At 67.9% G+C, this 25,863-nt stretch carries 24 protein-coding genes; 19 read left to right on the top strand and 5 right to left on the bottom strand.

The window, feature by feature from the left end; genetic code table 11:
- Window positions 1-70: 70 nt before the first annotated feature.
- The 3 genes from FPJ27_RS09790 (at window position 71) to ilvD (ending at window position 4,826) form a co-directional block, all read left to right on the top strand.
- Window positions 71-1,663 (top strand): aldehyde dehydrogenase (NADP(+)), encoded by a 1,593-nt coding sequence (locus FPJ27_RS09790; RefSeq protein WP_204422743.1) that lies wholly within the window; start codon window positions 71-73, stop codon window positions 1,661-1,663.
- Window positions 1,656-2,678 (top strand): Ldh family oxidoreductase, encoded by a 1,023-nt coding sequence (locus FPJ27_RS09785; RefSeq protein ID WP_204422742.1) that lies wholly within the window; start codon window positions 1,656-1,658, stop codon window positions 2,676-2,678. The genes FPJ27_RS09790 and FPJ27_RS09785 overlap by 8 nt, the downstream gene beginning before the upstream one ends.
- Before the next feature lie 288 nt (window positions 2,679-2,966).
- Window positions 2,967-4,826 (top strand): dihydroxy-acid dehydratase, encoded by a 1,860-nt coding sequence (gene ilvD, locus FPJ27_RS09780; protein WP_204422741.1) that lies wholly within the window; start codon window positions 2,967-2,969, stop codon window positions 4,824-4,826.
- 157 nt (window positions 4,827-4,983) lie between these two features.
- Here ilvD and FPJ27_RS09775 read toward each other — a convergent pair whose 3' ends face one another.
- Together FPJ27_RS09775 and FPJ27_RS09770 are read right to left on the bottom strand one after the other, a co-directional pair.
- A complete protein-coding gene (locus FPJ27_RS09775) occupies window positions 4,984-5,910 on the bottom strand; it encodes an SH3 domain-containing protein (RefSeq protein ID WP_204422740.1) in 927 nt (308 codons plus the stop codon).
- 33 nt (window positions 5,911-5,943) lie between these two features.
- A complete protein-coding gene (locus tag FPJ27_RS09770; protein WP_072436571.1) occupies window positions 5,944-6,366 on the bottom strand; it encodes a hypothetical protein in 423 nt (140 codons plus the stop codon).
- Window positions 6,367-6,662: 296 nt separating this feature from the next.
- Between FPJ27_RS09770 and FPJ27_RS09765 the strand changes: the two genes are divergently transcribed.
- Both FPJ27_RS09765 and FPJ27_RS09760 read left to right on the top strand, forming a co-directional pair.
- A complete protein-coding gene (locus FPJ27_RS09765) occupies window positions 6,663-8,198 on the top strand; it encodes a sigma-70 family RNA polymerase sigma factor (protein ID WP_204422739.1) in 1,536 nt (511 codons plus the stop codon).
- A 174-nt stretch (window positions 8,199-8,372) separates the two neighbouring features.
- Window positions 8,373-9,254 (top strand): helix-hairpin-helix domain-containing protein, encoded by an 882-nt coding sequence (locus FPJ27_RS09760; RefSeq protein WP_072436569.1) that lies wholly within the window; start codon window positions 8,373-8,375, stop codon window positions 9,252-9,254.
- Window positions 9,255-9,309: 55 nt separating this feature from the next.
- On the opposite strand, the gene FPJ27_RS09755 is transcribed toward FPJ27_RS09760, so the two are convergent.
- Entirely contained in the window at window positions 9,310-9,735 is a 426-nt protein-coding gene (locus FPJ27_RS09755; RefSeq protein ID WP_072436568.1) for a helix-turn-helix domain-containing protein, read from the bottom strand.
- A 118-nt stretch (window positions 9,736-9,853) separates the two neighbouring features.
- Window positions 9,854-11,368 carry an acetyl-CoA hydrolase/transferase family protein gene (locus FPJ27_RS09750; protein WP_072436567.1) on the bottom strand — a complete coding sequence of 505 codons (1,515 nt, stop codon included), beginning with the start codon at window positions 11,366-11,368 and terminating at the stop codon, window positions 9,854-9,856.
- A 669-nt stretch (window positions 11,369-12,037) separates the two neighbouring features.
- Between FPJ27_RS09750 and FPJ27_RS09745 the strand changes: the two genes are divergently transcribed.
- Genes FPJ27_RS09745 through FPJ27_RS09715 form a run of 7 tightly spaced genes read left to right on the top strand, consistent with a single transcriptional unit; the run spans window position 12,038 to window position 19,253 of the window.
- Window positions 12,038-12,718, top strand: coding sequence for a CDP-alcohol phosphatidyltransferase family protein (locus tag FPJ27_RS09745; RefSeq protein ID WP_072436566.1), 681 nt, complete (start codon window positions 12,038-12,040; stop codon window positions 12,716-12,718).
- Window positions 12,715-13,524 (top strand): 2OG-Fe(II) oxygenase, encoded by an 810-nt coding sequence (locus FPJ27_RS09740; protein WP_034179790.1) that lies wholly within the window; start codon window positions 12,715-12,717, stop codon window positions 13,522-13,524. Before FPJ27_RS09745 ends, FPJ27_RS09740 begins: the two co-directional genes overlap by 4 nt.
- The gene (locus FPJ27_RS09735; RefSeq protein WP_072436565.1) at window positions 13,521-14,522 is read left to right on the top strand and encodes a TIGR00374 family protein; all 1,002 of its coding nucleotides are present in this window, start codon (window positions 13,521-13,523) and stop codon (window positions 14,520-14,522) included. The genes FPJ27_RS09740 and FPJ27_RS09735 overlap by 4 nt, the downstream gene beginning before the upstream one ends.
- A gap of 36 nt (window positions 14,523-14,558) precedes the next feature.
- Window positions 14,559-15,326, top strand: a complete 768-nt coding sequence (locus FPJ27_RS09730; RefSeq protein WP_204422738.1) for a phosphocholine cytidylyltransferase family protein — start codon at window positions 14,559-14,561, stop codon at window positions 15,324-15,326.
- Complete coding sequence (aepX, locus tag FPJ27_RS09725) at window positions 15,323-17,011, top strand: phosphoenolpyruvate mutase (protein ID WP_034179793.1); 1,689 nt, start codon at window positions 15,323-15,325, stop codon at window positions 17,009-17,011. Before FPJ27_RS09730 ends, aepX begins: the two co-directional genes overlap by 4 nt.
- Window positions 17,008-18,189, top strand: a complete 1,182-nt coding sequence (gene aepY / locus FPJ27_RS09720; RefSeq protein WP_204422737.1) for a phosphonopyruvate decarboxylase — start codon at window positions 17,008-17,010, stop codon at window positions 18,187-18,189. The genes aepX and aepY overlap by 4 nt, the downstream gene beginning before the upstream one ends.
- Window positions 18,189-19,253, top strand: a complete 1,065-nt coding sequence (locus tag FPJ27_RS09715; RefSeq protein ID WP_204422736.1) for a 2-aminoethylphosphonate aminotransferase — start codon at window positions 18,189-18,191, stop codon at window positions 19,251-19,253. The genes aepY and FPJ27_RS09715 overlap by 1 nt, the downstream gene beginning before the upstream one ends.
- 165 nt (window positions 19,254-19,418) lie before the next feature.
- Here FPJ27_RS09715 and FPJ27_RS09710 read toward each other — a convergent pair whose 3' ends face one another.
- Window positions 19,419-20,324 (bottom strand): LysR family transcriptional regulator, encoded by a 906-nt coding sequence (locus FPJ27_RS09710; RefSeq protein WP_204422735.1) that lies wholly within the window; start codon window positions 20,322-20,324, stop codon window positions 19,419-19,421.
- A gap of 95 nt (window positions 20,325-20,419) precedes the next feature.
- On the opposite strand from FPJ27_RS09710, the gene FPJ27_RS09705 reads away from it, so the two are divergent.
- The 7 genes from FPJ27_RS09705 to FPJ27_RS09675 all read left to right on the top strand — a co-directional run bounded on the left by FPJ27_RS09705 (window position 20,420) and on the right by FPJ27_RS09675 (window position 25,837).
- Window positions 20,420-21,370 (top strand): 2-dehydropantoate 2-reductase, encoded by a 951-nt coding sequence (locus FPJ27_RS09705; RefSeq protein WP_204423148.1) that lies wholly within the window; start codon window positions 20,420-20,422, stop codon window positions 21,368-21,370.
- Window positions 21,367-21,759 carry a VOC family protein gene (locus FPJ27_RS09700; RefSeq protein ID WP_204422734.1) on the top strand — a complete coding sequence of 131 codons (393 nt, stop codon included), beginning with the start codon at window positions 21,367-21,369 and terminating at the stop codon, window positions 21,757-21,759. Before FPJ27_RS09705 ends, FPJ27_RS09700 begins: the two co-directional genes overlap by 4 nt.
- A gap of 1 nt (window position 21,760) precedes the next feature.
- Complete coding sequence (locus tag FPJ27_RS09695; protein WP_072436558.1) at window positions 21,761-22,219, top strand: MaoC family dehydratase; 459 nt, start codon at window positions 21,761-21,763, stop codon at window positions 22,217-22,219.
- Window positions 22,219-23,439: a CoA transferase gene (locus tag FPJ27_RS09690; RefSeq protein WP_072436557.1), complete on the top strand. Its 1,221-nt coding sequence runs from the start codon at window positions 22,219-22,221 to the stop codon at window positions 23,437-23,439. Before FPJ27_RS09695 ends, FPJ27_RS09690 begins: the two co-directional genes overlap by 1 nt.
- Entirely contained in the window at window positions 23,439-24,272 is an 834-nt protein-coding gene (gene aroE / locus FPJ27_RS09685; protein ID WP_204423146.1) for a shikimate dehydrogenase, read from the top strand. The genes FPJ27_RS09690 and aroE overlap by 1 nt, the downstream gene beginning before the upstream one ends.
- Before the next feature lie 19 nt (window positions 24,273-24,291).
- Window positions 24,292-24,735: a type II 3-dehydroquinate dehydratase gene (aroQ, locus tag FPJ27_RS09680; RefSeq protein ID WP_072436556.1), complete on the top strand. Its 444-nt coding sequence runs from the start codon at window positions 24,292-24,294 to the stop codon at window positions 24,733-24,735.
- A gap of 292 nt (window positions 24,736-25,027) precedes the next feature.
- Window positions 25,028-25,837 (top strand): multidrug ABC transporter ATPase, encoded by an 810-nt coding sequence (locus FPJ27_RS09675; RefSeq protein WP_204423143.1) that lies wholly within the window; start codon window positions 25,028-25,030, stop codon window positions 25,835-25,837.
- Window positions 25,838-25,863: the final 26 nt, after the last annotated feature.

Below are 25,863 nucleotides of genomic sequence, written 5' to 3'. Positions count from 1 at the left end.
CGTTCCCTCTTCGCCCCATCACTCCGGCCGGGCGCGCTATGCCCGGCTCCTGTCTTTTCCGAGGAAAACCATGCAACTCACAGGTCAGCTCCTGATCGGCCAGTCCGCCGTCGCCGGAAAGAACGGCACCCTCCACGCGATCGCCGCCGCGACCGGCGAGCCACTCGAACCCGCTTTCGGCGGCGCGAGCCTGCACGACCTGGAGACGGCCTGCGCGCTCGCCGACGACGCGTTCGACACGTATCGCGAAACGACGCTCGACGCGCGCGCCGCGTTTCTCGACGCGATCGGCCGCCACATCATGGCGCTCGGCGACGACCTGATCGAGCGCTGCGTCGCCGAAACGGGCCTGCCGCGCGCACGCGTCGAAGGCGAACGCGGCCGCACGGTCGGCCAGCTCGCGCTGTTCGCGTCGCTCGTGCGCGACGGCGGTTTTCTGGATGCGCGGATCGATCCGGCGCGCCCCGAGCGCAAGCCGCTGCCGCGCGTCGACCTGCGCCTGCGCAACGTCGCGGTCGGGCCCGTCGCCGTGTTCGGCGCGTCGAATTTCCCGCTCGCGTTCTCGGTCGCCGGCGGCGATACGGCGTCGGCACTCGCGGCCGGCTGCCCGGTGATCGTCAAGGCGCATTCCGCGCATCCGGGCACGTCGGAACTCGTCGGCCGCGCGATCCGGCAGGCCGCGCGCGAATGCGGAATGCCGGCCGGCGTGTTCTCGCTGCTGTTCGACGCGTCGCGCGAGATCGGCCAGGCGCTCGTCGCCGATCCGCGCATCAAGGCCGTCGGCTTCACCGGCTCGCGCCGCGGCGGCGTCGCGCTGATGCATATCGCGGCCGCGCGCCCCGAACCGATTCCCGTCTATGCGGAAATGAGCTCGATCAATCCGGTGCTGCTGCTTCCCGCCGCGCTCGACGCGTGTCACGACACCATCGCGCCGCAGTTCGTCGCGTCGCTCACGCTCGGCGCCGGCCAGTTCTGCACGAACCCGGGCCTCGTGCTCGCCGTCGACGGCCCCGCGCTGCGCGCGTTCGAAGCCGCGGCGGCCGATGCCGTGCGGGCGGCGGCCGCGCAGACGATGCTGACGCCGCACATCCACGCAAGCTACGCGCAAGGCGTCGCGGCGCTGCGCGGGCACGATGCGGTCGAGCTGCTGGCGGAAGGCGCCGAAGGCGGCCGCCATCAGGCCCGCGCGGCGCTGTTCGCAACGTCGGCCGACGCGTTCATCGCGCGCCCCGAACTGCGCGAGGAAGTGTTCGGCCCCGCTTCGCTGATCGTGCGCTGCCCGGACGCCGACACCCTGCATCGCGTGCTGAAGTCGCTCGAAGGCCAGTTGACGATCGCCGCGCATCTCGCCGACGGCGACGCAGCGCTGTTCGCCGCGCTGCGCCCGACGCTCGAGCGCAAGGCCGGCCGCATTCTCGTCAACGGCTTCGGCACCGGCGTCGAGGTCGGCCACGCGATGGTGCACGGCGGCCCGTTCCCGGCGACGTCCGACACGCGCACGACGTCGGTCGGCGCACGCGCGATCGAGCGCTTCCTGCGCCCCGTGTCGTACCAGGACCTGCCGGACGCGCTGTTGCCGGAAGCGATCCGCAACGGCAATCCGCTGAACGTGCCGCAGCGTATCGACGGCGTGCCCGCGCCGCGCGAGGTGAACCATGTCTGAGCAAACCGCCGAAGTCGTCCTGTCGCTCGACGAAGTCCATGCGCTCGCGCTGCGCGTGCTGACGCACAACGGGATGTCCGATGCGCATGCGCGGGCGATCGCCAAGGTCATCACGCAGGGCCAGCGCGACGAATGCCATTCGCACGGCGTGTACCGGCTGCTCGTCTGCGTGCGTTCGCTGAAGAAGGGCAAGGTCGATCCGCAAGCCGTGCCGACGCTGCGCCGGCTGTCGTCGTCGATCGTCGCGGTCGACGCGCATCGCGGCTTCTCGCTGCTGAGCTTCGAAACCGGGCTGCCCGTGCTCGTCGAGATGGCGAAGCAGCACGGGATCGCCGCGATGGCGATCAACCACTGCTACCACTTCTCCGCGCTGTGGCCCGAGGTCGAGGCGATCGCGGCCGAGGGGCTGGTCGGCATCGCGATGAATCCGAGCCACAGCTGGGTCGCGCCGGAAGGCGGCCGCGAACCGGTGTTCGGCACGAACCCGATCGCGTTCGCATGGCCGCGCCCGGGCGGCGAGCCGTTCGTGTTCGATTTCGCGACGAGCGCGATCGCGCGCGGCGACATCGAACTGCACGCGAAGCAAGGCAAGGCGATTCCGCCGCACTGGGCGATCGACGCCGACGGCCAGCCGACCACCGATCCGAAGGCCGCGCTGCAGGGTGCGATGCGCACGTTCGGCGGCCACAAGGGCTCGGCGCTCGCAGCGATGGTCGAATTGCTCGGCGGCGCGCTGATCGGCGACATGACGAGCCGGGAATCGATGGACTTCGACGAAGGCGTCGGCGCGACGCCGTGCCACGGCGAGCTCGTGATCGCGTTCGATCCGAAGGTGTTCCTCGGCGACGATCTCGACGCGGGGCTCGCGCGCGGCGAGCGGATGTTCGGGTCGATCGTCGCGCAGGGCGCGCGGCTGCCGTCGCAACGGCGCTTCGACGCCCGCGCGCGCAGCATCGCGAACGGCGTGCGGATTCCGCAGGCGCTTTACGACGAGATCCTGACGCTGCTCGACTGACTGACGCCGGCGTGCGGAGGCGGTGCACATGCGTCGTCGATAAATGTGCGATCCGGCCGCCTCCCGGACCCGCCGCGCGGGCGTCCCGCAACCGCCCGCGCGTTCCGCGCCGCGCTGCGCCCGCCGGACGCGCCGGCCGCCGGCCCGCGGGCGCCACGCCCCCGGCGGCTGTGGGATAATCGCCCGGTTTGCCCAGGGCGCAGCTCAAGAGGTTGTTCGCACGGGCGCGAGAGAGGCCTTTATTCCCGTGCCTCCACCCTTTTCCGCGATATTTCTTCAGCAACCACAATGCCCACTTACCGTTCCAAAACCTCCACCGCCGGCCGCAACATGGCAGGTGCGCGCTCGCTGTGGCGCGCCACCGGCATGAAAGACGACGATTTCTCGAAGCCGATCATCGCGGTGGTCAATTCGTTCACCCAGTTCGTGCCCGGGCACGTGCACCTGAAGGATCTCGGCCAGCTCGTCGCGCGCGAGATCGAGGCTGCCGGCGGCGTCGCGAAGGAATTCAACACGATCGCGGTCGACGACGGCATCGCGATGGGCCACGACGGCATGCTCTATTCGCTGCCGAGCCGCGACATCATCGCCGACTCGGTCGAATACATGGTGAACGCGCACTGCGCGGACGCGATGGTGTGCATCTCGAACTGCGACAAGATCACGCCGGGGATGCTGATGGCCGCGATGCGCCTCAACATTCCGGTGATCTTCGTGTCGGGCGGCCCGATGGAAGCCGGCAAGACGCGCCTCGCGAACCCGATCACCAAGACCGTCGAACTGAAGAAGCTCGACCTCGTCGACGCGATGGTGATCGCGGCCGACCAGTCGTATTCGGACGCCGACGTCGCCGAAGTCGAACGCTCGGCCTGCCCGACCTGCGGCTCGTGCTCGGGCATGTTCACCGCGAACTCGATGAACTGCCTGACCGAAGCGCTCGGCCTGTCGCTGCCCGGCAACGGCACGGTGGTCGCCACGCACGCCGATCGCGAGCAGCTGTTCAAGCGCGCCGGCCGCCGCATCGTCGAACTGACGCGCCAGCACTACGAGCAGGACGACGAACGCGTGCTGCCGCGCTCGGTCGGCTTCAAGGCGTTCGAGAACGCGATGACGCTCGACATCGCGATGGGCGGCTCGACCAACACGATCCTGCACCTGCTGGCGATCGCGCAGGAAGCCGGCATCGACTTCACGATGAAGGACATCGACCGCCTGTCGCGCACCGTGCCGCAGCTGTGCAAGGTCGCGCCGAACACGAACAAGTACCACATCGAGGACGTGCACCGCGCGGGCGGCATCATGGCGATCCTCGGCGAGCTCGAGCGCGCCGGCAAGCTGCACACCGACGTGCCGACCATCCACGCACCGACGCTGAAGGATGCGCTGGACCAGTGGGACATCGTGCGCACGCAGGACGACGCGGTCCGCACGTTCTACCTGGCCGGTCCGGCCGGCATCCCGACGCAGGTCGCTTTCAGCCAGGACACGCGCTGGCCGAGCCTCGACCTCGACCGCGCCGAAGGCTGCATCCGCTCGTACGAGCATGCGTTCTCGAAGGAAGGCGGCCTCGCCGTGCTGACGGGCAACATCGCGCTCGACGGCTGCGTGGTGAAGACGGCCGGCGTCGACGAAAGCATCCTCGTGTTCGAAGGCTCGGCTCACGTCACCGAATCGCAGGACGAAGCGGTCGAGAACATCCTGAACGACAAGGTCAAGGCGGGCGACGTGGTGATCGTGCGCTACGAAGGCCCGAAGGGCGGCCCCGGCATGCAGGAAATGCTCTACCCGACCAGCTACATCAAGTCGAAGGGGCTCGGCAAGGCATGCGCGCTGCTGACGGACGGCCGCTTCTCGGGCGGCACGTCGGGCCTGTCGATCGGTCACTGCTCGCCGGAAGCGGCAGCGGGCGGCGCGATCGGCCTCGTGCGCGACGGCGACAGGATCCGCATCGACATCCCGAACCGCACGATCGACGTACTGGTGTCGGACGAGGAACTGGCGCGCCGCCGCGAAGAGCAGAACGCGAAGGGCTGGAAGCCGGCGCAGCCGCGTCCGCGCAAGGTGTCCGCGGCGCTGAAGGCGTACGCGAAGCTGGTCATGTCGGCCGACAAGGGCGCGGTGCGCGACGTGTCGCTGCTCGACGACTGACGGGGCGGCCTACCGACGACGGGTAACCGGCGACGGACAGTCCGCTCGGGCTGCGGCGCCACACAACCGCCCGGCGCCCGCTCGCCTGATCCAGAAGCCGCTCTCCGGAGCGGCTTTTTTTCGTCCTGCGCACGGAGAAATCGCGGGGCCGGTGCGGTCAATGACGGTATTCGTCGGTACCGCCGCCTCCGCCACCACCGCGGTTACCGCCGCCGTTTCCGCCGCCTTGCGGCCGCGCGTAACCACCGCCACCGCCGCCGCCTCCCTGATGCACGGGCGGCATCGGACGGGCTTCACCGCCCGGCGCGGGAGGCGGGCGCAATACGGCCGGCGGCGGGCCCGCCGGCCGGGCATTGCCCGGCGCGGCCTGCATCGGCGCAGGCGCAGGTGCCGCCGGCGCCGGCGTGCGGTTCGCTCCGTTCCAGCCGCCGCGCGTGGCCGACGGCTGCGCATCATGCAGCCCCGGCGCCGGGCCGCCCGGCGCGGCCTGCATCGGCGCAGGTGCAGGTGCCGCCGGCGCCGGCATGCGGTTCGCTCCATTCCAGCCGCCGCGCGTGGCCGACGGCCGCGCATCATGCGGCCCCGGCGGCGGGCCGCCCGGCTCGGCCTGTATCGGCCCACCCGGCCGCGGACGGCCCTGCCCCGGCGGGAATCCGCCGGGGCCGAGCCGCGGTTCCGCGCGATGCGCCCAGCGATCGCGGTCGTGGTACCACGGGCGGTGCCGATAGTAACGATCCCAGTACGCGCCGATCGCGAATCCGGTCACCGGGACCCCGATGATCGCGCCGTATTCGAGCAACGGCACGTAGTTGCCCTGGTACGGATACTCGAGCAACTGCGCATCGATCCAGCCGCGCACGCCCGGCAGCGCGACGTCGCACCACGAGTAGTCGCTCAGGCAGCCGAATACGTCCAGCGCCGTGTCGGGCGGGATCTGCGCGACCACCGGATAATCGGGCGCCGGCCCGGCGTACAGCTCGGCCGGCGAGTTCGTGTAGGCGCTGCTCTGCGCATCGGCGACGCCCGGCGCGGCCGCGAGGCCAAGCAGGACGACGCACAGACTTCGGACAATCGTGTTGCTCATGATGCTCTCCCGCGCGGCCCCGCCGCGCGCCCGTCAGTGCCGATGGCCGCCGCCCCAGTGGCCGCCGCCCCAATGCCCGCCGCCCCACGGACGATGCCAGTACCCGCCGCGCCCGCCCCAGTATCCGCCGCCCCAACGGCCCCAGAAGCCGATCGTGACGGGCGGCCCGTACCAGCCCGGATAGTACGCGGGGTAGTAGTACGGATACGGCGGCGGCACATAGGCCGGCGCGACATACACCGGCACCGGCGCAACGACGTCGGCCGGCGTGTCGGGGGCCGGCGAAAGGGCCGCGCCGGGCGCGGCAGGTGCAACCGGGATCTCGCGCTGTGTTACCGTGGCGGGCGCCGGCGCGTAATAAGGCGCATACCCGTACGGGCTCGTGTAGTAGCAGCCGCCGAGCGTCAGCGCGGCCAGCGCGATGACGGCGGGCCTCGCGGCGGGAATCGGGTTCATCTCGTGCTCCGGCATAATCCGCGCGCCGCCGCCGGGCGCGCGCCTGACTCTAGCTTACGTCCCCTGCAGATTTCCGCGGGTATGATCGGTTACTTTTTGTTTCCTGCGCCGGCCGGTCGTGCGGGCATGCCGCATGCTGCCCGTCTGCCGCGCCCGCGTTGAAGTTGGCGCAAATGCCCTCAACTTGAACGATGTCAGGCTGACCGGCGCGGACGGGCGTTCGCGGACATCCGGCAGCCGAGAACCGGCGGACTTCGGCCCGCCCCGACAGGAGCACGGCTCACGCCGCCATCGACATGACTACGCCACGCCCCACTCCCCGGGCGGACACGCCGCTCGATCCGATCATCCAGTTGCTGGCGCTCGCCGGCGAACAGGGTTATCTGACGCACGCCGACCTCGTCGACGCGCTGCCGCCCGAAAGCGACAGCCCCGACGCGCTGGACGTCGTGCGCGCCGCGCTCGCCGACATCGGCATCGCCGTGCTCGACGAACCGGCCGCGCCTGCGCCGTTCGCCGGCACGGCGCCTGTCGAAGTCGATCGCGACACGCTCGACGAAGGCCGGGCCGTGCTCGGCGACCTCGCACGCGGCACGAGCGCATCGACCGATCCGCTCGCGCTCTACATGCGGCGCATGCAGGCGGTACCGCTGCTGACGCGCGAAGGCGAAATCGTGCTCGCCCGCGAAATCGAGACGGGCCGCCACCAGGTGCTGCACGCGCTCGCCGGCTGTCCGGCGGCGGTCGACGCACTGCTTGCGCGTCACCGTGCATCGGGTGCCGCCGGCGCGGCCGGATCGCCCGATGACGACGACGGCGACACGCCCATGCCCGCCAGCTACGACGCGCTGCAGGAAGCCGTGTCGGCGCTGCGCGGCGCATTGCTTGCGCATGGCTGCCGTTCGGCCGAATACCGCGACGCGCGCAACCGCGTGGCCGCGCTGCTCGGCACGATCGCGTGGGTCGCGCCGGCCGTCGACGACGCAAGCCGCGTCGTGCGCGCGCTCGCGTCAGCCCCGCACGACGCCGCAGCGGGCGAAGCCGCCCGCTTCGACGCGGTCGCCCGGCGTGCCCTCGCGGCGGCGCTGACCGACGGCCAGCAGAAAGTGCACGACGCGACCCGCGCGATGCTCGAGGCGAACCTGCGGCTCGTGCTGTCGATCGCGCGCAAATATATGAACCGCGGCATTGACCTGTCCGATCTCGTGCAGGACGGCTGCCTCGGCCTGATGCGCGCGATCGAGAAATTCGAATACCGGCGCGGGTTCAAGTTCTCGACGTATGCGACCTGGTGGATCCGTCAGGCGATCGCGCGCGCGGTCGCGGATCGCTCGCGTACGATCCGCGTGCCGGTGCACGTCGGCGACCAGTACCAGCGTGTACGACGGCATGCGCTGCGCTTTCGCCAGCGCACGGGCCGCCAGGCAACGCCTGCCGAGCTCGCGGCCGAAACCGGGTTCGACGAGGACAAGGTGCGCGCGGTGCTCGCGCTGCCCGCCGAGCCCGTCTCGCTCGACACGCCGCTGCCCGACGCGGACACCGGCCTCGTGGACCTGATCGAGGACCAGGCGTCGGCCAGCCCGTTCGAGCAACTGGCCGACACGCGCATGCGCGAATGCGTGACGGCGCTGCTGCGGTCGGTCACGCCGGCCGAGGCCGACGTGCTGCGCCGGCGGTTCGGCCTCGGCGGCACCGAGCCCGATACGTACGACGCGATCGCGCAGGACGCCGGCATGTCGCGCGAACGCGTGCGGCAGATCGAGAAACGTGCGCTCGCCGCGCTGCGCACGGCCGCCGAGGCCGAGAACGCGCAGTCGTTTCTCGACGCGTAAGCGCGACGCACGGTCGTGCCCACATGCGGCACGACCGTGCGCTTCGCGCCTGTGCTACGTTTGCCATTGACGTGCGTCAAGTGTTGTTCGTCGCGCGTCGCGACAATGGTCAAGAGCCGACCGGCGCATCGCTCGCCGCGTCCATTCCGTTTGCGCTTCCCCGGGTCCCTCGCCATGCAGTCGACCGCCAGCCAAACGTACGAGGAAAACCGGCACATCGCGGCATGCCTGCGCGAGGCCGCGCAGTGGCTCGCCGATCAGGGCGCGAACCCGTACCGGGTCGCTGCGTACCGCGCGTCGGCCGCTACGATCGATGCGCTCGACCGCGACATCCGCACCTTGTTCGAAGCCGGTGGCGTCGACGCGCTGGGCGCGCTGCCCGACATCGGCACGGGCGTCGCGCAGGCGATCGCCGAACTGCTGGTGACGGGACACTGGCGCCAGCTCGACCGGCTGCGCGGCGATACCGAGCGGATATCCGCATTCGAGGCCGTGCCGGGCATCGGCCACGCGCTCGCGCTGCGCATTCACGACGCGCTGCACATCGACACGCTAGAGGAGCTCGAACGCGCGGCCCGCAACGGCCAGCTCGAAACGATCGCGGGCGTCGGCCCACGGCGCGCGGTCGGCATCCGCACCGCGCTCGACGACGTGCTGAGCCGCCGCCGGCGCTGGCAGGGGCACGTCCAGGACGCCGGCCCCGGCACGGAGCCGCCCGTCGAGCTGCTGCTCTACATCGATCGCCAGTACCGCCACAAAGCCGCCGCCGGCGTGTTGCCGATGCTCGTGCACCGACGCCTGAACGCGGACGACTATGTGCCGCCGCCCGTGATGCACATGACGAAAGGCGGTTGGCATTTCACGGCGCTGTGCCAGCACGCCGCCGCGCGCACGCCGGAATCCGGCCACACGATGGACTGGGTTTCGCTCTACTTCTACGATGCCGTGCAGCGCGAACACCAGCGCACCGTCTTCACCGAAACGTTCGGCTCGCTCGTCGGCAAGCGCATCGTGCGCGGGCGCGAGATGGAGTGCCGCGTGTATTACGCGGGATGAGTCATGCGTCGGCAGCTTCGCTGACGTCGAATGCCGCATCGCGCAGGCCGACCGCTTACGCGCGTTCCGCCTTCGTGCGGCGCGCCGGATGACGATGCGCGGCGATGCGCAGCAGCTTCCGGAACGACGGGCATTCGAGATGGTTCTGCGCCGGACACACGGCCGCATGCCGCAACGCATCGCGCACGGCGCCGAGACGGCGAATCGTGCGATCGAGTTCGTCGGCCTTGCCGTCGAGCTTCGCGCGATCGATCGCGGGCCGGCCGTCCGCGCCAACCATCGCGAGGATGTCGTCGAGCGAAAAACCGGCCTCGCGGCCGAGCGCGATCAGCGCCAGGCGCTCCAGCACCGACTCGTCGTATTGCCGCCGCAGCCCGTGCCGGCCGGTCGGGACGATCAGCCCCTTTTCCTCGTAGTAGCGCAGCGTCGACGCGGGCAACCCCGTGCGCCGCGCGACGTCCGCAATGTCCAGACGGCTCATGCCTGACCTCAAGTGAACTTGAAGCTGCAAGATAGTCGTCCGACTCCGTAAAGACAAGCGCGGACCGCCTTGAAATCCGCATCGAGGCGCTCGTCGCGGCGCTCGGCTTCGCGCCGCGTCAGGCCTTCATCGTCCCGGTCCGCACGTAGCGCTCGTGCCACGACAGCGCTTCGGCGAGCAGGTGCGGCGTGTGCTTGCCGAAGCTTTCGCGCGACGCACGCTCGAAGTAGTCCTCGAGCATCGGCCGGTAATCGGGGTGGGCGCAGGTCGCGATGATCTTGCGCGCGCGCTGCTTCGGCGACAGGCCGCGCAGGTCCGCGAGGCCCTGCTCGGTGACGACCACCGCGACGTCGTGCTCGGTATGGTCGACGTGGCTCGCCATCGGCACGATCCGCGAGATCGCGCCGCCCTTCGCGGTACTCGCCGACATGAAGCACGACAGGTAGCCGTTGCGCGCGAAGTCGCCCGAGCCGCCGATGCCGTTCTGGATCTTCGTGCCCATCACGTGCGTCGAGTTCACGTTGCCGTAGATGTCGGCCTCGATCATCCCGTTCATCGCGATGCAGCCGAGGCGGCGCACGAGTTCCGGATGGTTGCTGATCTCCTGCGGGCGCAGCACGATCTTCTCGCGGAACGTCGCGATCTCGTCTGCGAAGCGCTGCACGGCGGCCGGGCTCAGCGACAGCGCGGTAGCCGACGCGAAGCCCAGCGTGCCGTCGTCGAGCAGGTCGAGCATGGCGTCCTGAATCACTTCGGTGTACGCGGTCAGGTTCGAGAAGCCGGCCGAGCTGAGTTCCGCGAGCACCGCGTTCGTGATGTTGCCGACGCCCGACTGCAGCGGCAGCAGGTTCTCCGGCAGGCGGCCGCGCTTGACTTCGTGGCGCAGGAAGTCGATCAGCTGCAGCGCGATCTGCTTCGACGTCTCGTCCGGCGCGGAGAACGCGTTGCTGCGATCGGGCGCGTCGGTCTCGACGATCGCGACGATCTTGTCGGCCGGGCAGCGCAGGTACGGCTCGCCGATCCGGTCGTCGCTCTTCGTCAGCGGAATCGGCTTGCGATGCGGCGGCAGCGCAGTGCCGTAATAGATGTCGTGCATCCCGTCGAGGCCGAGCGGCTGGCGCGAGTTGACCTCGAGGATCACGTGCTTCGCGCGTTCGAGCCACGTCTTGTTGTTGCCGATCGATGCGGACGGAATCAGCAGCCCATCCTCGCGGATGCCCGCGACTTCGACGATCGCGACGTCGAGATCGCCGTACAGCCCGAACCATGCGTATTGCGCGACGTGACTCAGGTGGACGTCCTGGTAGTCGACTTCGCCGCTGTTGATCTTGTCGCGCAGCGTCGGGTCGGACTGGTACGGCAGCCGCATCGAGATGCCGTTGGTGCGGGCGAGCGCGCCGTCGAGTTCCGGCGCGGTGGATGCGCCCGTCAGCACATTGATCCGGAAGTCCTCGCCGCGCGCGTGCGCCGCGTCGATGTGGGCGGCAAGCGCGGCCGGCACGGCCTTCGGATAGCCCGACCCGGTGAAGCCGCTCATGGCGACGGTCATGCCGGGACGGATCAGCGCGGCGGCTTCGTCGGCGGTGCGGACGAGCGAACGCAGGGCGGGAGCGAGGATGCGTGATGAAGACATGGCTGGTTTCTGACGCTTTGGTCTGTCGTTGACGTCGCGGGGGGTGTCTCCTGAGCGACATGAAGCCCTTGGGGCCGCAAGGAGCGGCCGGCACCACAGGCACGGTCGGAGTATCGCAGAGGCGACCGCCGCGAAATGTCCGCCGGATGCAAAAGATCCTTGCCGGATTTGCCGGGTATCGAACGACCGTTCTGTGACAGGCGCCCCCAATGAACCGGATGCACGCGAAAGGTGCACGAAAGCATCGGGACGAATGACCGGTCGCCGATCGCCCAACCTTTGCGAATCAATCGGCGGATTTCCATTGCAATTTGCCGCCCGTCGATCGGCAATTGTCGATACGTATGCGGCGGCGCGGCCAATTGTCGCCCGATGCACCTTTTCCGAGCCTGACGCATGTCAAGGTCGCACGCTCCGCGCGCCGTCCGCCGGCATGCGCGAAAAGCGCCGCCGCAACGGCCTTCGAGGCCCGTCCGTCCTTGACAGCCGCGCGATGCGAACCACACTGGAATACGGGCCCGGCCGCCGTGTTTGCGCGCCGTTTGCACACCCCTTTCGCACGCCCGGTTTTCGACCGACCGCGCCCCGCAAGACGCGGTAACACTCGCGTATGTCAGGACATTGATCGAATAAAAAGCAACAAATTACAATTCCGTATATATTTCGCCGATGGACCAAAGAAAAACCGCCACACGATCCGAGCCCCCCCTGCCACGCACCTGGGATGCGCGGCTCGCGCGCTCGCTCGTCCGACCGCTTGTCGATACGCCGGTCACCCCGAATCACCTCACCACCCTTCGTCTGCTGATCGGCCTCGCCGGCGCCTGGTGCCTCGCGCACGGCGGCTTCGGCTGGAGCAACGCAGGCGCGTTCCTGATCGTGCTGTCGAACTTCGTCGACCACACCGACGGCGAGCTCGCGCGCATCAGCGGCAAGTCCAGCAAGATCGGTCACTTTTACGACCTCGCGGCCGATGCGCTCGTGACGATCGCGCTGTTCGTCAGCATGGGCCTCGGCATCGTCGCCCAGGGCGGCCAGATGGCCGCGCCGCCGGTGCTGCTCGGCGCGGTGGCCGGCGCGGCCGTCGCGCTGATCTTCTTCCTGCGCATGCGGATCGAATCGATCGCCGGCAAGGCCGGCACCAAACAGGCATTCGCCGGCGGCTTCGAAACCGAAGACGTGCTGTACCTGCTGCCGATCGTGACGCTCGTCGACGGCGTCGAGCCGTTCCTGCTCGCGGCGTCGATCGGCGCCCCGCTGTTTGCCGCATGGGTCGTGATCGACTGGTGGCGCATCGTCCGGCGCGGCAACCTCCCGCAGAATTCAACCGAAATCCAGGCTTCCAAATGACTCCGAGCACGCGCGACGACTCCGTGCTGAGCCCGGCACGCCCCGCGCCTGCGCGCGCGGCCGCGTCCGACCCCGATCGCACCGTGGCCGACTGCGTCGGCCGTCTCGACCTCGACCGCCTGCGCGGCGACTACACGCGCCAGGGTTCGTTCCTGTACCTCGACGCCTTCCTGCCGGCCGACGCGCACGCGAAGCTCGCGGCCGCCGCCCGCGCGATGCAGGCCGGCCTGAACCGCAATTACCTGCCCGGCCACAAGCAGGGCGGCAGCGTGAGCCGCCACACGATCGACGAGCAGGCGCCGTACATCGCCGAGCTATATCGTTCGAAGGCGCTGATCGGCTTCCTCGAGAAGCTCACGGGCGACAAGCTGATGCTGTCGCCGGACGACGATCCGCACGCATACGCGCTGTATTACTACACGAAGCCCGGCGACCACATCGGCTGGCACTACGACACGTCGTATTACGACGGCCGCCGCTACACGCTGCTGATCGGCGTGATCGACGAATCGTCGTGCCGGCTCGACTACGAACTGCACACGCGCAACCCGGACGTGCCCGACGAACCGGGCTCCGTGCAGATCGCCGACGGCGGCATCGTGCTGTTCGACGGCGACAAGCTGCGCCACCGCATCACGCCGCTCGGCCAGAACGAGATGCGCGTGTCGCTGACTTTCGAATACGTGACGAACCCCGGCATGCGGCCGTGGAAGCGCTTCATCTCGAACATGAAGGACGCGATCGCGTATTTCGGTTTCCGCCAGGTGTTCAAGCAACTGGCCACGCGGCGCACGGCCGGGTCATGACACGCGCCGGCCTGATCCTGCTGTCCCTCGGGACCGCACTCTTCGTCGCACTCCTTGCATGGCAGGGCGTCGGCGCGGTCGCGTCGACGTTCCTCGCGGCCGGCTGGGGCCTCGCGCTCGTCGCGGCGTTCCACGTCGTGCCGCTCGTGATCGACGCGATCGCGATCTCCGTGATGTTCCGCCGCGGCCAGCCGGGCGCCGAGCTCGGCAACGCGCTGCGCGCGCGCTGGGTCGGCGAATCGGTCAACAGCCTGCTGCCCGCCGGGCAGATCGGCGGCCCCGTGCTGATGGTGCGCCACCTCGCGCAGCGCGGCACGCGGATGGCCGACGCGGCGGCCGCCGTCACCGTCGGCACGACGATGCAGGCGCTCGCGCAGATGGCGTTCGCGCTGATCGGCATCGCCGCGTTCAGCCTGTATGCGACGCACGAGTCGGTCGCGCACCTGCGCACGCCCGCGCTGATCGCCACCGGCGTGCTCGGCGCGCTCGCCGCGCTGTTCTACGTGGCGCAGCGGCGCGGGCTGTTCGGCCGCGGCCTGCGCCTCGCGTCGAAGCTGCTGGGCCCGCGCGACTGGTCGTCGCTCGCGACCCGCGCCGACGCGATCGACGACGCGGTCGGTGCGCTGTACCGCGATCGTGCGAGGGTCGCGAAAACCTTCGCATTGAGCCTCGTCGGCTGGATCGCCGGCACCGCGGAAGTGTGGCTCGCGCTGCACTTCCTCGGGCACCCGGTGAGCTGGCTCGACGCGCTGCTGCTCGAAAGCGTCGGCCAGGCGATCCGCGGCGCGGCCTTCGCGATCCCGGGCTCGCTCGGCGCGCAGGAAGGCGGTTACCTGCTGCTCGCGCCGCTGGTCGGACTGCCGCCCGACGCGGCGCTCGCGCTGTCGCTCGCGAAGCGCGCGCGCGAACTCGCGCTCGGCCTACCCGGCCTGCTCTATCTGCATTTCAGTGAAAGAAACTGGCAGCGGCGCCGTGCGCCGCAGCCGCTCGCCGACTGATCGTTCAGATCCGCCGGCTTTTTGGTTGGAGAACCCATGCGAGCCATCATTCTTGCGGCAGGCCTCGGCTTGCGCCTGCAACAACCGCCCGAGGCGCAGTTCCCGAAGTGCCTGCTGCGCTTCGACGACGTTTCGCTGCTCGAGCGCCATCTGCGCGTGCTCGATGCCGCGGGCATCGACGAGATCGTGCTCGGGCTCGGCTTCCAGGCCGGGAAGGTCGAGCAGGAATTGAAGCGCCTCGGCCGCCAGGCCGAGATCGTGCTGAACGAGCGCTACGACCTCGGCAGCGTGCTGACCGTGCATACCGTCGCCGATGCGATGACGCGCGGCGGCGACGTGCTGCTGATGGACGCCGACGTGCTGTATGACGAGAACATCCTGCACGCGCTGGTGGCCGATCCCGACAAGGCGGTCGATCGCCTGCTGATCGATCGCGACTTCGAGGCCGGCGACGAACCCGTCAAGCTGTGCGTGAAGAACGGCGTGCCGGTCGAGCTGCGCAAGCAGCTCGCGGTCGACCTCGACTACGACACGATCGGCGAATCGGTCGGCTTCTTCCGCTTCACCGAAGGCACCGCGCGCCGCCTCGCGACGATCGTCGCGGGTTACGTCGACAGCGGCCGCTCGAACATGCCGCACGAGGAAGCCGTGCGCGACCTGCTGCTCGAAGGCGGCCATTCGTTCGACGTCGCCGACGTCACCGGCTCGCCGTGGATCGAGATCGACTTCCCGAACGACGTCGCACGCGCCACCCAAGAAATCCTTCCCCTGATTCAACGCACCACCGCAGGAGCCGCACGATGAACGCACGCGAACCCAACTTCACCGAATCGCGCAGCGCGCGCCTGCGCCGCATGCTCGTCAGCAGCGACCTCGAATTCCTGATGGAAGCGCACAACGGCCTGTCCGCGCGGATCGTCCGCGAGGCCGGCTTCAAGGGGATCTGGGCATCGGGCCTCGCGATCTCCGCGCAGTTCGGCGTGCGCGACAACAACGAGGCCAGCTGGACGCAGGTCGTCGACGTGCTCGAATTCATGGCCGACGCGAGCGACCTGCCGATCCTGCTCGACGGCGATACCGGCTACGGCAACTTCAACAACGTGCGCCGCCTCGTGAGAAAGCTCGAACAGCGCGGCATCGCCGGCGTCTGCATCGAGGACAAGCAGTTCCCGAAAACGAACAGCTTCATCGACGGCGAGCGCCAGCCGCTCGCCGAGATCGATGAGTTCTGCGGCAAGATCAAGGCCGGCAAGGATTCGCAGACCGATCCGGACTTCTCGATCGTCGCGCGCGTCGAGGCGCTGATCGCGGGCTGGGGGATGGACGAGGCACTGCGCCGCGCGAACGCGTATGCGGAAGCCGGCGCCGACGCGATCCTGATCCACAGCAAGCTGTCGCGCCCGGACGAGATCCTGCAGTTCGCACGCGAATGGAGCGGCAAGGCGCCGCTCGTGATCGTGCCGACCAAGTACTACAGCACGCCGACCGACGTGTTCCGCCAGGCCGGCATCAGCACCGTGATCTGGGCGAACCACCTGATCCGCGCATCGGCTTCCGCGATGCAGGCCGTCGCGCGCGAGATCCATGAGAACGAAACGCTGATCAACGTCGAGGATCGCGTCGCGTCGGTCAACGAGATCTTCCGCCTGCAGGACGCCGACGAATATTCGGCGGCCGAGCGCATCTACCTGTCGTCGTCGTCGCGCGCGTCGAATGCGGCGGTCGTGCTCGCCGCGAGCCGCGGCAAGGGGCTCGAAGCCGTCACCGAAGACAAACCCAAGGTCATGCTGCCGGTCGCCGGCAAGCCGCTGCTGCGCTGGCTCGTCGACGGCTTCAAGAAGCAAGGCGTGAACGACATCACCGTGGTCGGCGGCTATCGCGCCGACGCGATCGACACGTCGGGCATCAAGCTCGTCGTCAACGAGCGCCATGCGCAGACGGGCGAACTCGCGTCGCTCGCATGCGCGGCGGAACGCCTGACGGGCGACACCGTGATCTCGTACGGCGACCTGCTGTTCCGCAGCTACATCCTGCGCGACCTCGCGGAGAGCGAGGCCGAATTCAGCGTCGTCGTCGATTCGTCGCTGACGGAGCCGACCAACCAGAGCGTGCGCGACTTCGCGCTCTGCTCGGCTGCGGACGATCGCGGCCTGTTCGGCCAGAAGACGTATCTGCAACGTGTATCGAGCGACGTCGCCGCAGGCACGCCGCACGGCCGCTGGATCGGCCTGCTGAACGTGCGCGGCGCCGGCGTCGATCGCCTGAAGGCGATGCTCGCGACGCTGCAGGCGCGCGACGATTTCGACACGCTCGACATCCCGATGCTGCTCAACGAACTGATCGCCGCCGGCGAGAAGATCGAGGTGCAGTACGTGCACGGCCACTGGCGCGGCGTCAACGATCTCGAAGACTTCCGCCGCGCGGGCGACTTCGCGCACGGCCAGACGCCGCTGTCCGAACCGGGCGCCGGCAACGGGGGCGCGCAATGATCGAAGCGGCCCAGTTCGTCGAGGCCGCGCGCGAACGCGGCTTCGACTGGTACGCGGGCGTGCCCTGCTCGTACCTGACGCCGTTCATCAACTACGTGCTGCAGGACCCGACGCTGCACTACGTGTCGGCCGCGAACGAAGGCGACGCGGTCGCGCTGATCGCGGGCGCGACGCTCGGCGGCAAGCGCGGAATCTCGATGATGCAGAACTCGGGGCTCGGCAACGCGGTGAGCCCGCTGACGTCGCTGACCTGGACGTTCCGCCTGCCGCAACTGCTGATCGTCACGTGGCGCGGCCAGCCGGGCGTCGCCGACGAGCCGCAGCACGCGCTGATGGGCCCGATCACGCCCGCGATGCTCGACACGATGGAGATCCCGTGGGAGACGTTCCCGACCGACCCCGAACAGGTCGGCCCGGCGCTCGACCGCGCGATCGCGCACATGGACGCGACCGGCCGCCCGTACGCGCTCGTGATGCAGAAAGGCAGCGTCGCGCCGTATGAACTGAAGGCGAACCCGGCGGCGAAGCCGCGCGCGAATGTCGCCGCGCAGTCGTCATCGCGCGCCGCGTCGGCCGATGCATGGCCGACCCGTCACGACGCGCTGCAGCGCGTGATCGCGCACACGCCGGTCGATTCGACCGTCGTGCTCGCGTCGACCGGTTTCTGCGGCCGCGAACTCTACGCGATCGACGATCGCCCGAACCAGCTGTACATGGTCGGCTCGATGGGCTGCGTGACGCCGCTCGCGCTCGGCCTCGCGCTCGCGCGCCCCGACCTGCGCGTGGTGGCCGTCGACGGCGACGGCGCCGCGCTGATGAGGATGGGCGTGTTCGCGACGCTCGGCACCTACGGCCCGTCCAACCTCACGCACGTGCTGCTCGACAACGGCGCGCACGAATCGACGGGCGGCCAGGCGACCGTGTCGCGGCATGTATCGTTCGCGGGCGTCGCGGCCGCATGCGGCTATGCGTCGGCGGTCGAAGGCGACACGCTCGACGTGCTCGATGCGACGCTGGCTGCGCCGGGCGACGGAGCACAGTTCGTGCGCGTTGCGATCCGCACCGGCGTGCCCGACGGCCTGCCCCGCCCGACCGTCACGCCGGTCGAGGTCAAGACCCGTCTGATGCGGCACATCGGCGCCGCGCAGACCGAAGCCCACGCTGAAGGAGCCCTTTGATGCTGCTGCTGAACCCCGGCCCGGTAACGCTGACCGATCGCGTGCGCCGCAGCCTGCTGCAACCCGACCTGTGCCACCGCGAAAGCGAATTCTTCGATCTGCAGGACGAAGCGCGCGCGCGCCTCGTCGCCGCCTACGAACTCGATCCGGCCGAATGGGCGGCCGTGCTGATGACGGGCTCGGGCACCGCCGCCGTCGAGAGCATGATCGCGGCGCTCGTGCCGCAGGACGGCAAGCTGCTCGTGATCGAGAACGGCGTGTACGGCGAGCGGATCGCGCAGATCGCGACGCAGTATGGGATCGCGCACGACGTGCTGAAGCATGAATGGATGCAGGCGCCCGATCTCGCGCAGATCGCCGCGCGCCTCGACGCGGGCGGCTACTCGCACGTCGCGGTGATCCATCACGAAACGACGACGGGCCGCCTGAACGACCTCGGCGCGATCGCCGAAGTCTGCCGTTCGCGCGGCGTGAGGCTGCTCGTCGACGGCGTCAGCAGCTTCGGCGCGGAAGCGATCGACTTCGCCGGCGGCGACATCGACGCGGTTGCCGCGACCGCGAACAAGTGCCTGCACGGCGTGCCGGGCGCGGCGTTCGTGATCGTGCGCCGCAGCGCGCTCGCGAAGGCGGCGAGCCGCACGTACTACCTCGACCTCGGCCGTCTCGCGAAGCTGCAGGACCAGCGCAACACGCCGTTCACGCCGTCCGTGCACGCGTATTACGCGCTCGTCGAGGCGCTGCGCGAGTTCGACGAAGCCGGCGGCTGGCGCGCGCGCCATGCGCGTTACAAGGCGCTCGCCGACCGGGCACAGGCCGGCCTCGCCGCGCGCGGGATGCCGCTGGTGCTGCCGGAAGGTGCGTCGTCGGTCGTGTTGCGCGCGTACCGGCTGCCGCAGGGCGTCACGTACGAGACGCTGCACGACGGCCTGAAGGCTCGCGGCTTCGTGATTTATGCGGGGCAAGGCGGGCTGTCGAAGGAGCTGTTCCGCATCTCGACGATGGGCGCGATCGAAGCGGCCGATGTCGACCGGTTGCTGGATGGTTTTACCGAGTTGACGCGGTAAGCGGCTGCCGCTTCGTCGACGAGAGGCCCGTGAGGGCCTTTTTTTGTTCGCGGATTTCCGTGGATGTCGCTGAGCCACCCTCCGCGGCCATTCGATGCTGCGTCAACTGAACGGCTGTTCCCGGGGATAGAACTGACGATCCGATGGTCGACGTCGCGTGAAACGTCAGCGCAGACTGCTGAAAAGCTGAGCGACCAGATCGCGCAGCCAGCGATTTCCCGCTTCGTGGTGATAGCGGGCGTGCCAGTGCTGCCGCACCGCAAATCCCGCCACCGGTATCGGACACGGATGCACCGACAGGTCATTCACCTTCGCCAGCGTCTCGCCGATATGCCGCGGCAGCGTGGCAATCAGGTCGGTGCTCTTGATGATGGCCCCGAGCCCGAGAAAACCCGGTAGCTCGAGTACGACGTCCCGCTCAACGTGTTCGCGCACAAGCGCCTGCTCCAGCAGTTGCGCCCCGGTCCCTGCCGAGATGGCGACGTGGCCTTCCGCGCGGTACTGCTTGAGCCCGAGCTTTCCGTGCCCGCGCGGATGATGCTTATTCATCAGACATACCCAGTCCTGGGTGTACAACTGCTGCTGGTAAATGCCGCCGCCGAGCCAGGGCACGTGACCGATCGCAAGGTCTGCCTCACCCGATTCCAGCGCGCGCTCGGTATTGCCGTCGATTCCGGCCACTTCGAGACGGATCCCCGGCGCCTGCGCGCGCACGTGCGCCAGCATGCGCGGAAGAAGCGTGATGTGGCTCGCGTCGGTCATGCAGATGCGGAACCGCCGCTTTGCGGTGGTGGGATCGAATGCGATCTCCCACGCAGCGAAGCGCCGCAGTGATTCGAGAATCTCCCGGCACGGACCGATCAGCGCATCGGCTTGCGGCGTCGGCGCCATGCCGCCAGGCGTACGTATGAACAGCGGGTCTTGCAGATGCTCCCGCAAACGCCCGAGCCAGATGCTGACCGTCGGCTGACTCTGTCCGAGCTGCTCCGCGACGCGCGTGACGCTGCGGACATCGTAGAGAAGATCGAAGAGCTGCAGCAGCTTCAGATCGGGGAGTTCTGCCGGGTTCATAGCAATATTGCCTGGTGCAATGACGTCATTGTATCCATTGCATTGCGGACATGATTGCCGAATCGTATCTTGGTCTCCAGATCAAGGAGACGGCAGTGAAGATTGCGATTTTAGGTGCGGGTGCTCTGGGCTGTGCCATCGGCGCGGCGCTGACCGAAAGCGGTAACGAAGTCTGGTTGCTGAACCGCTCGGTGGCACATGTGGAGGCCATGCGGCGCGATGGTCTGTGCGTGGACGACGCGAATGGCTCGCGTCGTGTGAAGGTAAACGCGACGACGCGTGCCGACGAAGCCGGCGCCGCCGATCTGGTGGTCGTGCTGGTCAAGTCATTTCATACCGACGCAGCGATGCGCGGCGCGCTGGACCTGATCGGACCCGACACGCTGGTCCTGTCGCTGCAGAATGGCCTTGGGCACGAAGATGTGCTCGCCGACATCGTCGGGCGCGAGCGCGTACTGGCCGGCAAGACGTACGTCGGCGGCGTGATGCGCAATCCCGGGCACATCGAGTCAGGCGTCGCTGGCAAGACGACCTATATCGGCGAACTCGATGGCCGGATAACCTCCCGCGTGACGGCGATCGCTGAAACCTTCAATGCCGCCGGACTGGCCACCACCGTCAGCGACAACATCGTCGGCACGATGTGGGACAAGCTGCTGGTCAATGTCGCAACCGGCGCGCTGACGGGCACCACGGGCCTGACCTACGGCCAGCTTTACGACGAACCGCTTCTGAAAGCGGCCGCGCTCGCGGCGGTCGCCGAAGCGATCGCGGTCGCCCACGCCGCTGGTGTAACGCTCTCGACAACCGATCCTGAACGCCCGTGGAACCTGGCAGGCGAAGGACTTTCGTCAGCCTTCAAGACCTCGATGCTGCAAAGCCTCGAAAAAGGCTCCATCACCGAAATCGACTTTATCAACGGCGCGATCGTGCGCTGGGGACAACGGCACGGCGTGCCGACGCCCGTCAACGCGACACTGGTCGCGTGCATCAAGGGCATCGAGCGCGCCATGGCCGACCGACAACACAGGGAGACAACCGCATGAACGGCAGCAAGGCTTATCTGGAGCATGTCGCCATCTGGGTGAAGGACATCCACTGGCACATCCGCTTTTTCGAAGACGTTCTCGGCATGACGATGCGCGAGGTCGACGGCACCGTCGATGAACCGCGACAGTACTGGACGCTCGGCGGTTTGCAGTTCATCCATAACCCCCAGCATGACGCGCCTGAAGGTCGCCTCGGGCACCTGGGCGTGATGTGTGAAGACCTGGAGGCCGCGCTGGCTGCCGCGCAAAAGTATGACGTCAGCGAAATGCCGCAGGGACGCAACTGGTTGCGCCTCCCGGACGGCCTCGCCGTCGAACTGATCCAGGCAAAGCCCGCATCGTGCGTGGCGCGGGCACTGGACATCAATCCACGCTCGGAGGTTTGAGATGACGATCGTCGACAAATATTGGGACGATGCCCGCGAGGGCGACGAGTGCGTGAGCCCGAACTACACGGTAACGAAGGAACGCATTCTGGCCTATGCAGACCTGACAGGCGATCACACACCGGTTCATGTGGACGAGGAATACGCGAACGCGAGCCACTTCGGTTCGATCGTTGCACACGGTCTGTTTGGCCTGTCTATCGCCGATGGGCTCAAGACCCAGAGCGACTATCGCTTCCTGCCGGGTATGTCGCTCGGCTGGACGTGGGACTTCAACTTGCCCATCAAGGTCAACGACGTGCTGCACGTCAGGTTCCGCGTCGGCACGATGCGTGCGAGCAAGAGCCGTCCCGACTGGGGCATCGTCGTGCTGCCGTCGGAGCTGATCAATCAGGACGGCCACGTCGTCCAGCATGGCGAGCATCGTCTGATGGTGCCGCGCCGACCGGGAGCATTCTGATGCAAGCACGTCCTCTCGAAGGTATTCGCGTCGTCGACTACAGCCATTTTCTGGCCGGTCCGTATGTCGGGCGTTGTCTCGCGGCGCTCGGCGCCGAAGTCATCAAGGTCGAGCGTCCCGGTAGCGGCGATGCGGGTCGTCAGCACGCCACGGTGCTCGACGACGAACAGAGCGGCTATTTTCTGCAGCTCAACATGGGCAAGCGTGGTGTCAGCGTCAACATGCGCGACCCGCGTGGGAAGGAGTTCATGCAGCGGCTGTGCGATTCGGCGGATGTGTTCATCGAGAACTATCGGCCGGGTGCGCTGAACAAACTCGGGCTTGGTTATGACGAACTGTCCGCGCGCAATCCGAAACTGGTCTACTGCTCAATTTCGGCCTACGGCCATACGGGACCTGACGCGCATCGCGCCGGTTTCGGTCTGATTGCCGAAGCGAAGAGCGGCATCATGCAGATGATCGGCACTCCCGGCGAGCCGCCCCCGCTGATGCGCATTTCGCTCGGCGACATGTACACCGGTATTCACGCGGTGGCGGCGATCAATGCCGCGCTGCTCGGTCGCGTAAAGAGCGGCCGCGGCCAGCACATCGACATGGCGCTGTACGACACGCTGGTGTCGATGCACGAGTACGCCGTGCAGTGCTACACGATGCAAGGCACCGTGCCCGAGCAGACCGGTCACGACATGCCCACGTCGACACTCTATGGCGTGTTTCGTGCCGCCGACGGCGACCTCGTAATCGCGGCCCAGGTGGACGACGCGTGGAAGCGCTTCGCCGCCCTGATCGAGTCGCATGAAGGACCGGCCGGTTTCGGCACTGACACGCGCTATCACACCCTCGCGGGACGCAACGCGAACCGGTTGGACATTCTGTCCGTCGTGAAGCCCTGGGTGGCAAGCCGACCGGTCGCGCAGGTGCTCGAGCTGTTGGATGGCATCGATGTGCCTTGTGCGAAGGTGCAGCGCATCGACGAAGTGCTCGTCGATCCGCAGATCGTGGCGCGCGGCATGGTGGTCGAGCAGGAGCACCCGCGCTACGGCAAGTTGCGCCTGCCGAACCTGCCGTTCCGTTTCTCCGACTGCGACACGACGATCCGCGAGGTCGCTCCCGATCTCGGTCAGCACAACGTCGAAGTGGCGCAATCGCTGGGTTTCGGCGCTGCCGAGATCGACGCGATGCAGACTGAAGGTGTGCTGTATTCAAAAGCGAGGCCATGATGACTGACCAGTACGCGGTGATCGGCAACCCGATCGGCCATACGAAATCCCCGCTGATCCACGGTCTCTTCGCGCAGGAGACACGGCAGGACATGTCTTATACGGCAATTGAAGGACCGTTGGAGCCGCAGGACGCGTTCGCCGCGACCGTGCGCGCGTTCATCGCAGCGGGCGGCAAAGGCATGAACGTGACCGCGCCGTTCAAGCTGAATGCGTTCGCGATGGCCGACGAACGCAGCGAACGCGCGGCACTGGCCGGTGCCGCCAATGCGCTGAGCTTCAGCGACGGCCGGATCGTCGCCGAGAATTTTGACGGTGTTGGACTGGTGCGCGACATCGAGGTCAACCTGAACCTGCCGATGGCCGGCAGGCGCGTGCTGATCCTCGGCGCCGGTGGGGCGGTGCGCGGTGCATTGCTGCCATTCCTTGCCGCGCGACCGGCTGAACTGGTCGTCGCCAACCGGGACATTGCCAAGGTTCGGGCGCTGGTCGAACAAGTCGCCACGAGCGGTCCGCTGGCCGCTTGCGGTTACGGCGACCTCGAGGCGATGGGACAGTTCGACCTGGTGGTCAACGCGACGTCGGCCAGCCTTACCGGCGATCTGCCTCCTGTCCCACCGAGCGTTTTCAGTCCTTCAGGCGCGGCTTACGAACTCGCCTATGGCAAGCGATTGACGCCCTTCCTGAGACTCGCGCGCAATGCGGGCGTGCTGGGTGTCGCGGACGGTGTCGGCATGCTGGTGGAGCAGGCGGCGGAAGCATTCGACTGGTGGCGAGGCGTGCGGCCCCAGACCCGTGCCGTGATCGACCGGCTCACGGTGCCGCTGGATTGAACGTGCAACGGAGTGGCGAATGAAAAAGGTCCTGATGCTTCACGGTATCAACCACAATATGTTTGGCAAGCGCGACCCGGTGCAGTACGGAACGATCACTCTGGCCGAAATCGATGCCCGGCTGCAGGCTCTCGGCGCCGAGCTTGGCGTGCAGGTGGAATCATTCCAGACGAACAGTGAAGGGGCAATGTGCGAGCGCATTCACCGAGCCTTCGAGGAGCGCTGTGACGCCGTGCTGATCAACGCCGGGGCGTGGACACACTACAGCTACGGCATACGCGATGCGCTGGCTATTCTCGTCTGCCCGGTTGTGGAATTACACATGTCCAACATTCACGCCCGGGAACCGTTCCGACATCACTCGGTATTCGCCGAGATCGTCGATGGGCAAATCTGCGGCTTTGGGGTCGAGAGCTATCTGCTCGCCTTGCGAGCCGCAGTTGCTCAGAGCAAACACAAGTGAAGCAATCGGCAATCTGGCTCCGAACCAGAGTCGGGATCAGCATGAAATGGCGTTGGTGCGGCTTTCTCCAGCGCTCTTTTGTTTGACTGCGTCCTGGCCTGCCACGAATCGGCCTGCCTTTCTCGACTCAGAGGTATAAATACGGCGGCGGTAGGCTCGAACGGTCGCTTTCGGAGCGGCCGTTCGATTGTCTACGGTTGATTTCAGGCGGATGACCGGAGTTGGCCGAAAACCGACTCCCCACCCCGCGCTCCCAGGAAATCTGCGAAGAACCCGTTTTCCCATCGAGACCATGAAAATCCGTCGCTTCGTTCCTTTGCTGGCGCTCGCCGCCGCTCCCACCGCTCACGCCATCGACAGCCAGCCTTGCGGCGACGATACCGTCACGGCCATCGCCCGCTGGGCCGGCATCGCCAGCGCACGCATCGCCACGCGCGACACGAACCGGCTCGTCGTCGCGTCGGCGTGCAAGGCCATGCCGAACGCGCCGGGCACGACGATCGCGGCCGTCGCGTTCGATTCGCTTCCGAAAAGCAAGAACCCGGACGACAGCGCCAAGCTGCAGGTCGTCGCGCTGGTCGAGGGCGGCAAGGTCGTGGCGGCCGAGCGGGCAGTGGTCCAGGAAGATGCGGCAACGGAGATCGACGAGAACAGCTATCGCATCGACACCGCGCCCTACCGGCTATCGCCCGACGTGCGCGCGTTCGGTGTCGTGTTCACGAGCAGCGCGCGCGGGGCGAGTTGCCCCGATGCCAGCGCGAGCGAGGAACTGACGCTGTGGGTACGTGAAGGCACCCGCATCCGCCCGGTGTTCGGCACCAACCTCTACGGCTGGGTCAGCAGCGAAGGCACGGCCTGCGGCGCCGGCGTCGGCGATGCGCGCAGCGAGGACGCACGCATGACGATCGCCGTCGAGAAAACGTCAAGCCACGGCTTCGCGGACTTGTCGATCACGGCCCGCATCACGAAGACGCAGCGCAAGGACGGCGAATATTCGGACACGGGCAAGCGAACGGCGCGCACGGTCGTGCGTTACGACGGCAAGTCGTATGGCATCGACATGTTCCGAACCTTCTGGTATCCGCCTTCGGCGATGAAGTGACGCGGCGGCCGAGTCGCACTGCCCTG

Origin of the sequence: Burkholderia sp. MS455 (assembly GCF_016899445.1) — a bacterium.
GTDB lineage: Bacteria > Pseudomonadota > Gammaproteobacteria > Burkholderiales > Burkholderiaceae > Burkholderia > Burkholderia pyrrocinia_C.
The sequence above is the reverse complement of the archived record's forward strand: the minus strand, read 5'-3'. Positions and strand labels throughout refer to the sequence as shown.

What these genes read in the sequence shown, in the direction of transcription:
- FPJ27_RS09675 (WP_204423143.1), top strand. Translation starts at nt 25,028, where the DNA reads ATGAAAATCCGTCGCTTCGTTCCTTTGCTGGCGCTCGCCGCCGCTCCC.
- FPJ27_RS09700 (WP_204422734.1), top strand. Translation starts at nt 21,367, where the DNA reads ATGAACGGCAGCAAGGCTTATCTGGAGCATGTCGCCATCTGGGTGAAG.
- FPJ27_RS09690 (WP_072436557.1), top strand. Translation starts at nt 22,219, where the DNA reads ATGCAAGCACGTCCTCTCGAAGGTATTCGCGTCGTCGACTACAGCCAT.
- FPJ27_RS09750 (WP_072436567.1), bottom strand. Translation starts at nt 11,368, where the DNA reads ATGTCTTCATCACGCATCCTCGCTCCCGCCCTGCGTTCGCTCGTCCGC.
- FPJ27_RS09715 (WP_204422736.1), top strand. Translation starts at nt 18,189, where the DNA reads ATGCTGCTGCTGAACCCCGGCCCGGTAACGCTGACCGATCGCGTGCGC.
- aepX (WP_034179793.1), top strand. Translation starts at nt 15,323, where the DNA reads ATGAACGCACGCGAACCCAACTTCACCGAATCGCGCAGCGCGCGCCTG.
- FPJ27_RS09710 (WP_204422735.1), bottom strand. Translation starts at nt 20,324, where the DNA reads ATGAACCCGGCAGAACTCCCCGATCTGAAGCTGCTGCAGCTCTTCGAT.
- FPJ27_RS09775 (WP_204422740.1), bottom strand. Translation starts at nt 5,910, where the DNA reads ATGAGCAACACGATTGTCCGAAGTCTGTGCGTCGTCCTGCTTGGCCTC.
- aroE (WP_204423146.1), top strand. Translation starts at nt 23,439, where the DNA reads ATGACTGACCAGTACGCGGTGATCGGCAACCCGATCGGCCATACGAAA.
- FPJ27_RS09770 (WP_072436571.1), bottom strand. Translation starts at nt 6,366, where the DNA reads ATGAACCCGATTCCCGCCGCGAGGCCCGCCGTCATCGCGCTGGCCGCG.
- FPJ27_RS09790 (WP_204422743.1), top strand. Translation starts at nt 71, where the DNA reads ATGCAACTCACAGGTCAGCTCCTGATCGGCCAGTCCGCCGTCGCCGGA.
- aroQ (WP_072436556.1), top strand. Translation starts at nt 24,292, where the DNA reads ATGAAAAAGGTCCTGATGCTTCACGGTATCAACCACAATATGTTTGGC.
- ilvD (WP_204422741.1), top strand. Translation starts at nt 2,967, where the DNA reads ATGCCCACTTACCGTTCCAAAACCTCCACCGCCGGCCGCAACATGGCA.
- FPJ27_RS09695 (WP_072436558.1), top strand. Translation starts at nt 21,761, where the DNA reads ATGACGATCGTCGACAAATATTGGGACGATGCCCGCGAGGGCGACGAG.
- FPJ27_RS09765 (WP_204422739.1), top strand. Translation starts at nt 6,663, where the DNA reads ATGACTACGCCACGCCCCACTCCCCGGGCGGACACGCCGCTCGATCCG.
- aepY (WP_204422737.1), top strand. Translation starts at nt 17,008, where the DNA reads ATGATCGAAGCGGCCCAGTTCGTCGAGGCCGCGCGCGAACGCGGCTTC.
- FPJ27_RS09745 (WP_072436566.1), top strand. Translation starts at nt 12,038, where the DNA reads ATGGACCAAAGAAAAACCGCCACACGATCCGAGCCCCCCCTGCCACGC.
- FPJ27_RS09735 (WP_072436565.1), top strand. Translation starts at nt 13,521, where the DNA reads ATGACACGCGCCGGCCTGATCCTGCTGTCCCTCGGGACCGCACTCTTC.
- FPJ27_RS09730 (WP_204422738.1), top strand. Translation starts at nt 14,559, where the DNA reads ATGCGAGCCATCATTCTTGCGGCAGGCCTCGGCTTGCGCCTGCAACAA.
- FPJ27_RS09760 (WP_072436569.1), top strand. Translation starts at nt 8,373, where the DNA reads ATGCAGTCGACCGCCAGCCAAACGTACGAGGAAAACCGGCACATCGCG.
- FPJ27_RS09785 (WP_204422742.1), top strand. Translation starts at nt 1,656, where the DNA reads ATGTCTGAGCAAACCGCCGAAGTCGTCCTGTCGCTCGACGAAGTCCAT.
- FPJ27_RS09740 (WP_034179790.1), top strand. Translation starts at nt 12,715, where the DNA reads ATGACTCCGAGCACGCGCGACGACTCCGTGCTGAGCCCGGCACGCCCC.
- FPJ27_RS09755 (WP_072436568.1), bottom strand. Translation starts at nt 9,735, where the DNA reads ATGAGCCGTCTGGACATTGCGGACGTCGCGCGGCGCACGGGGTTGCCC.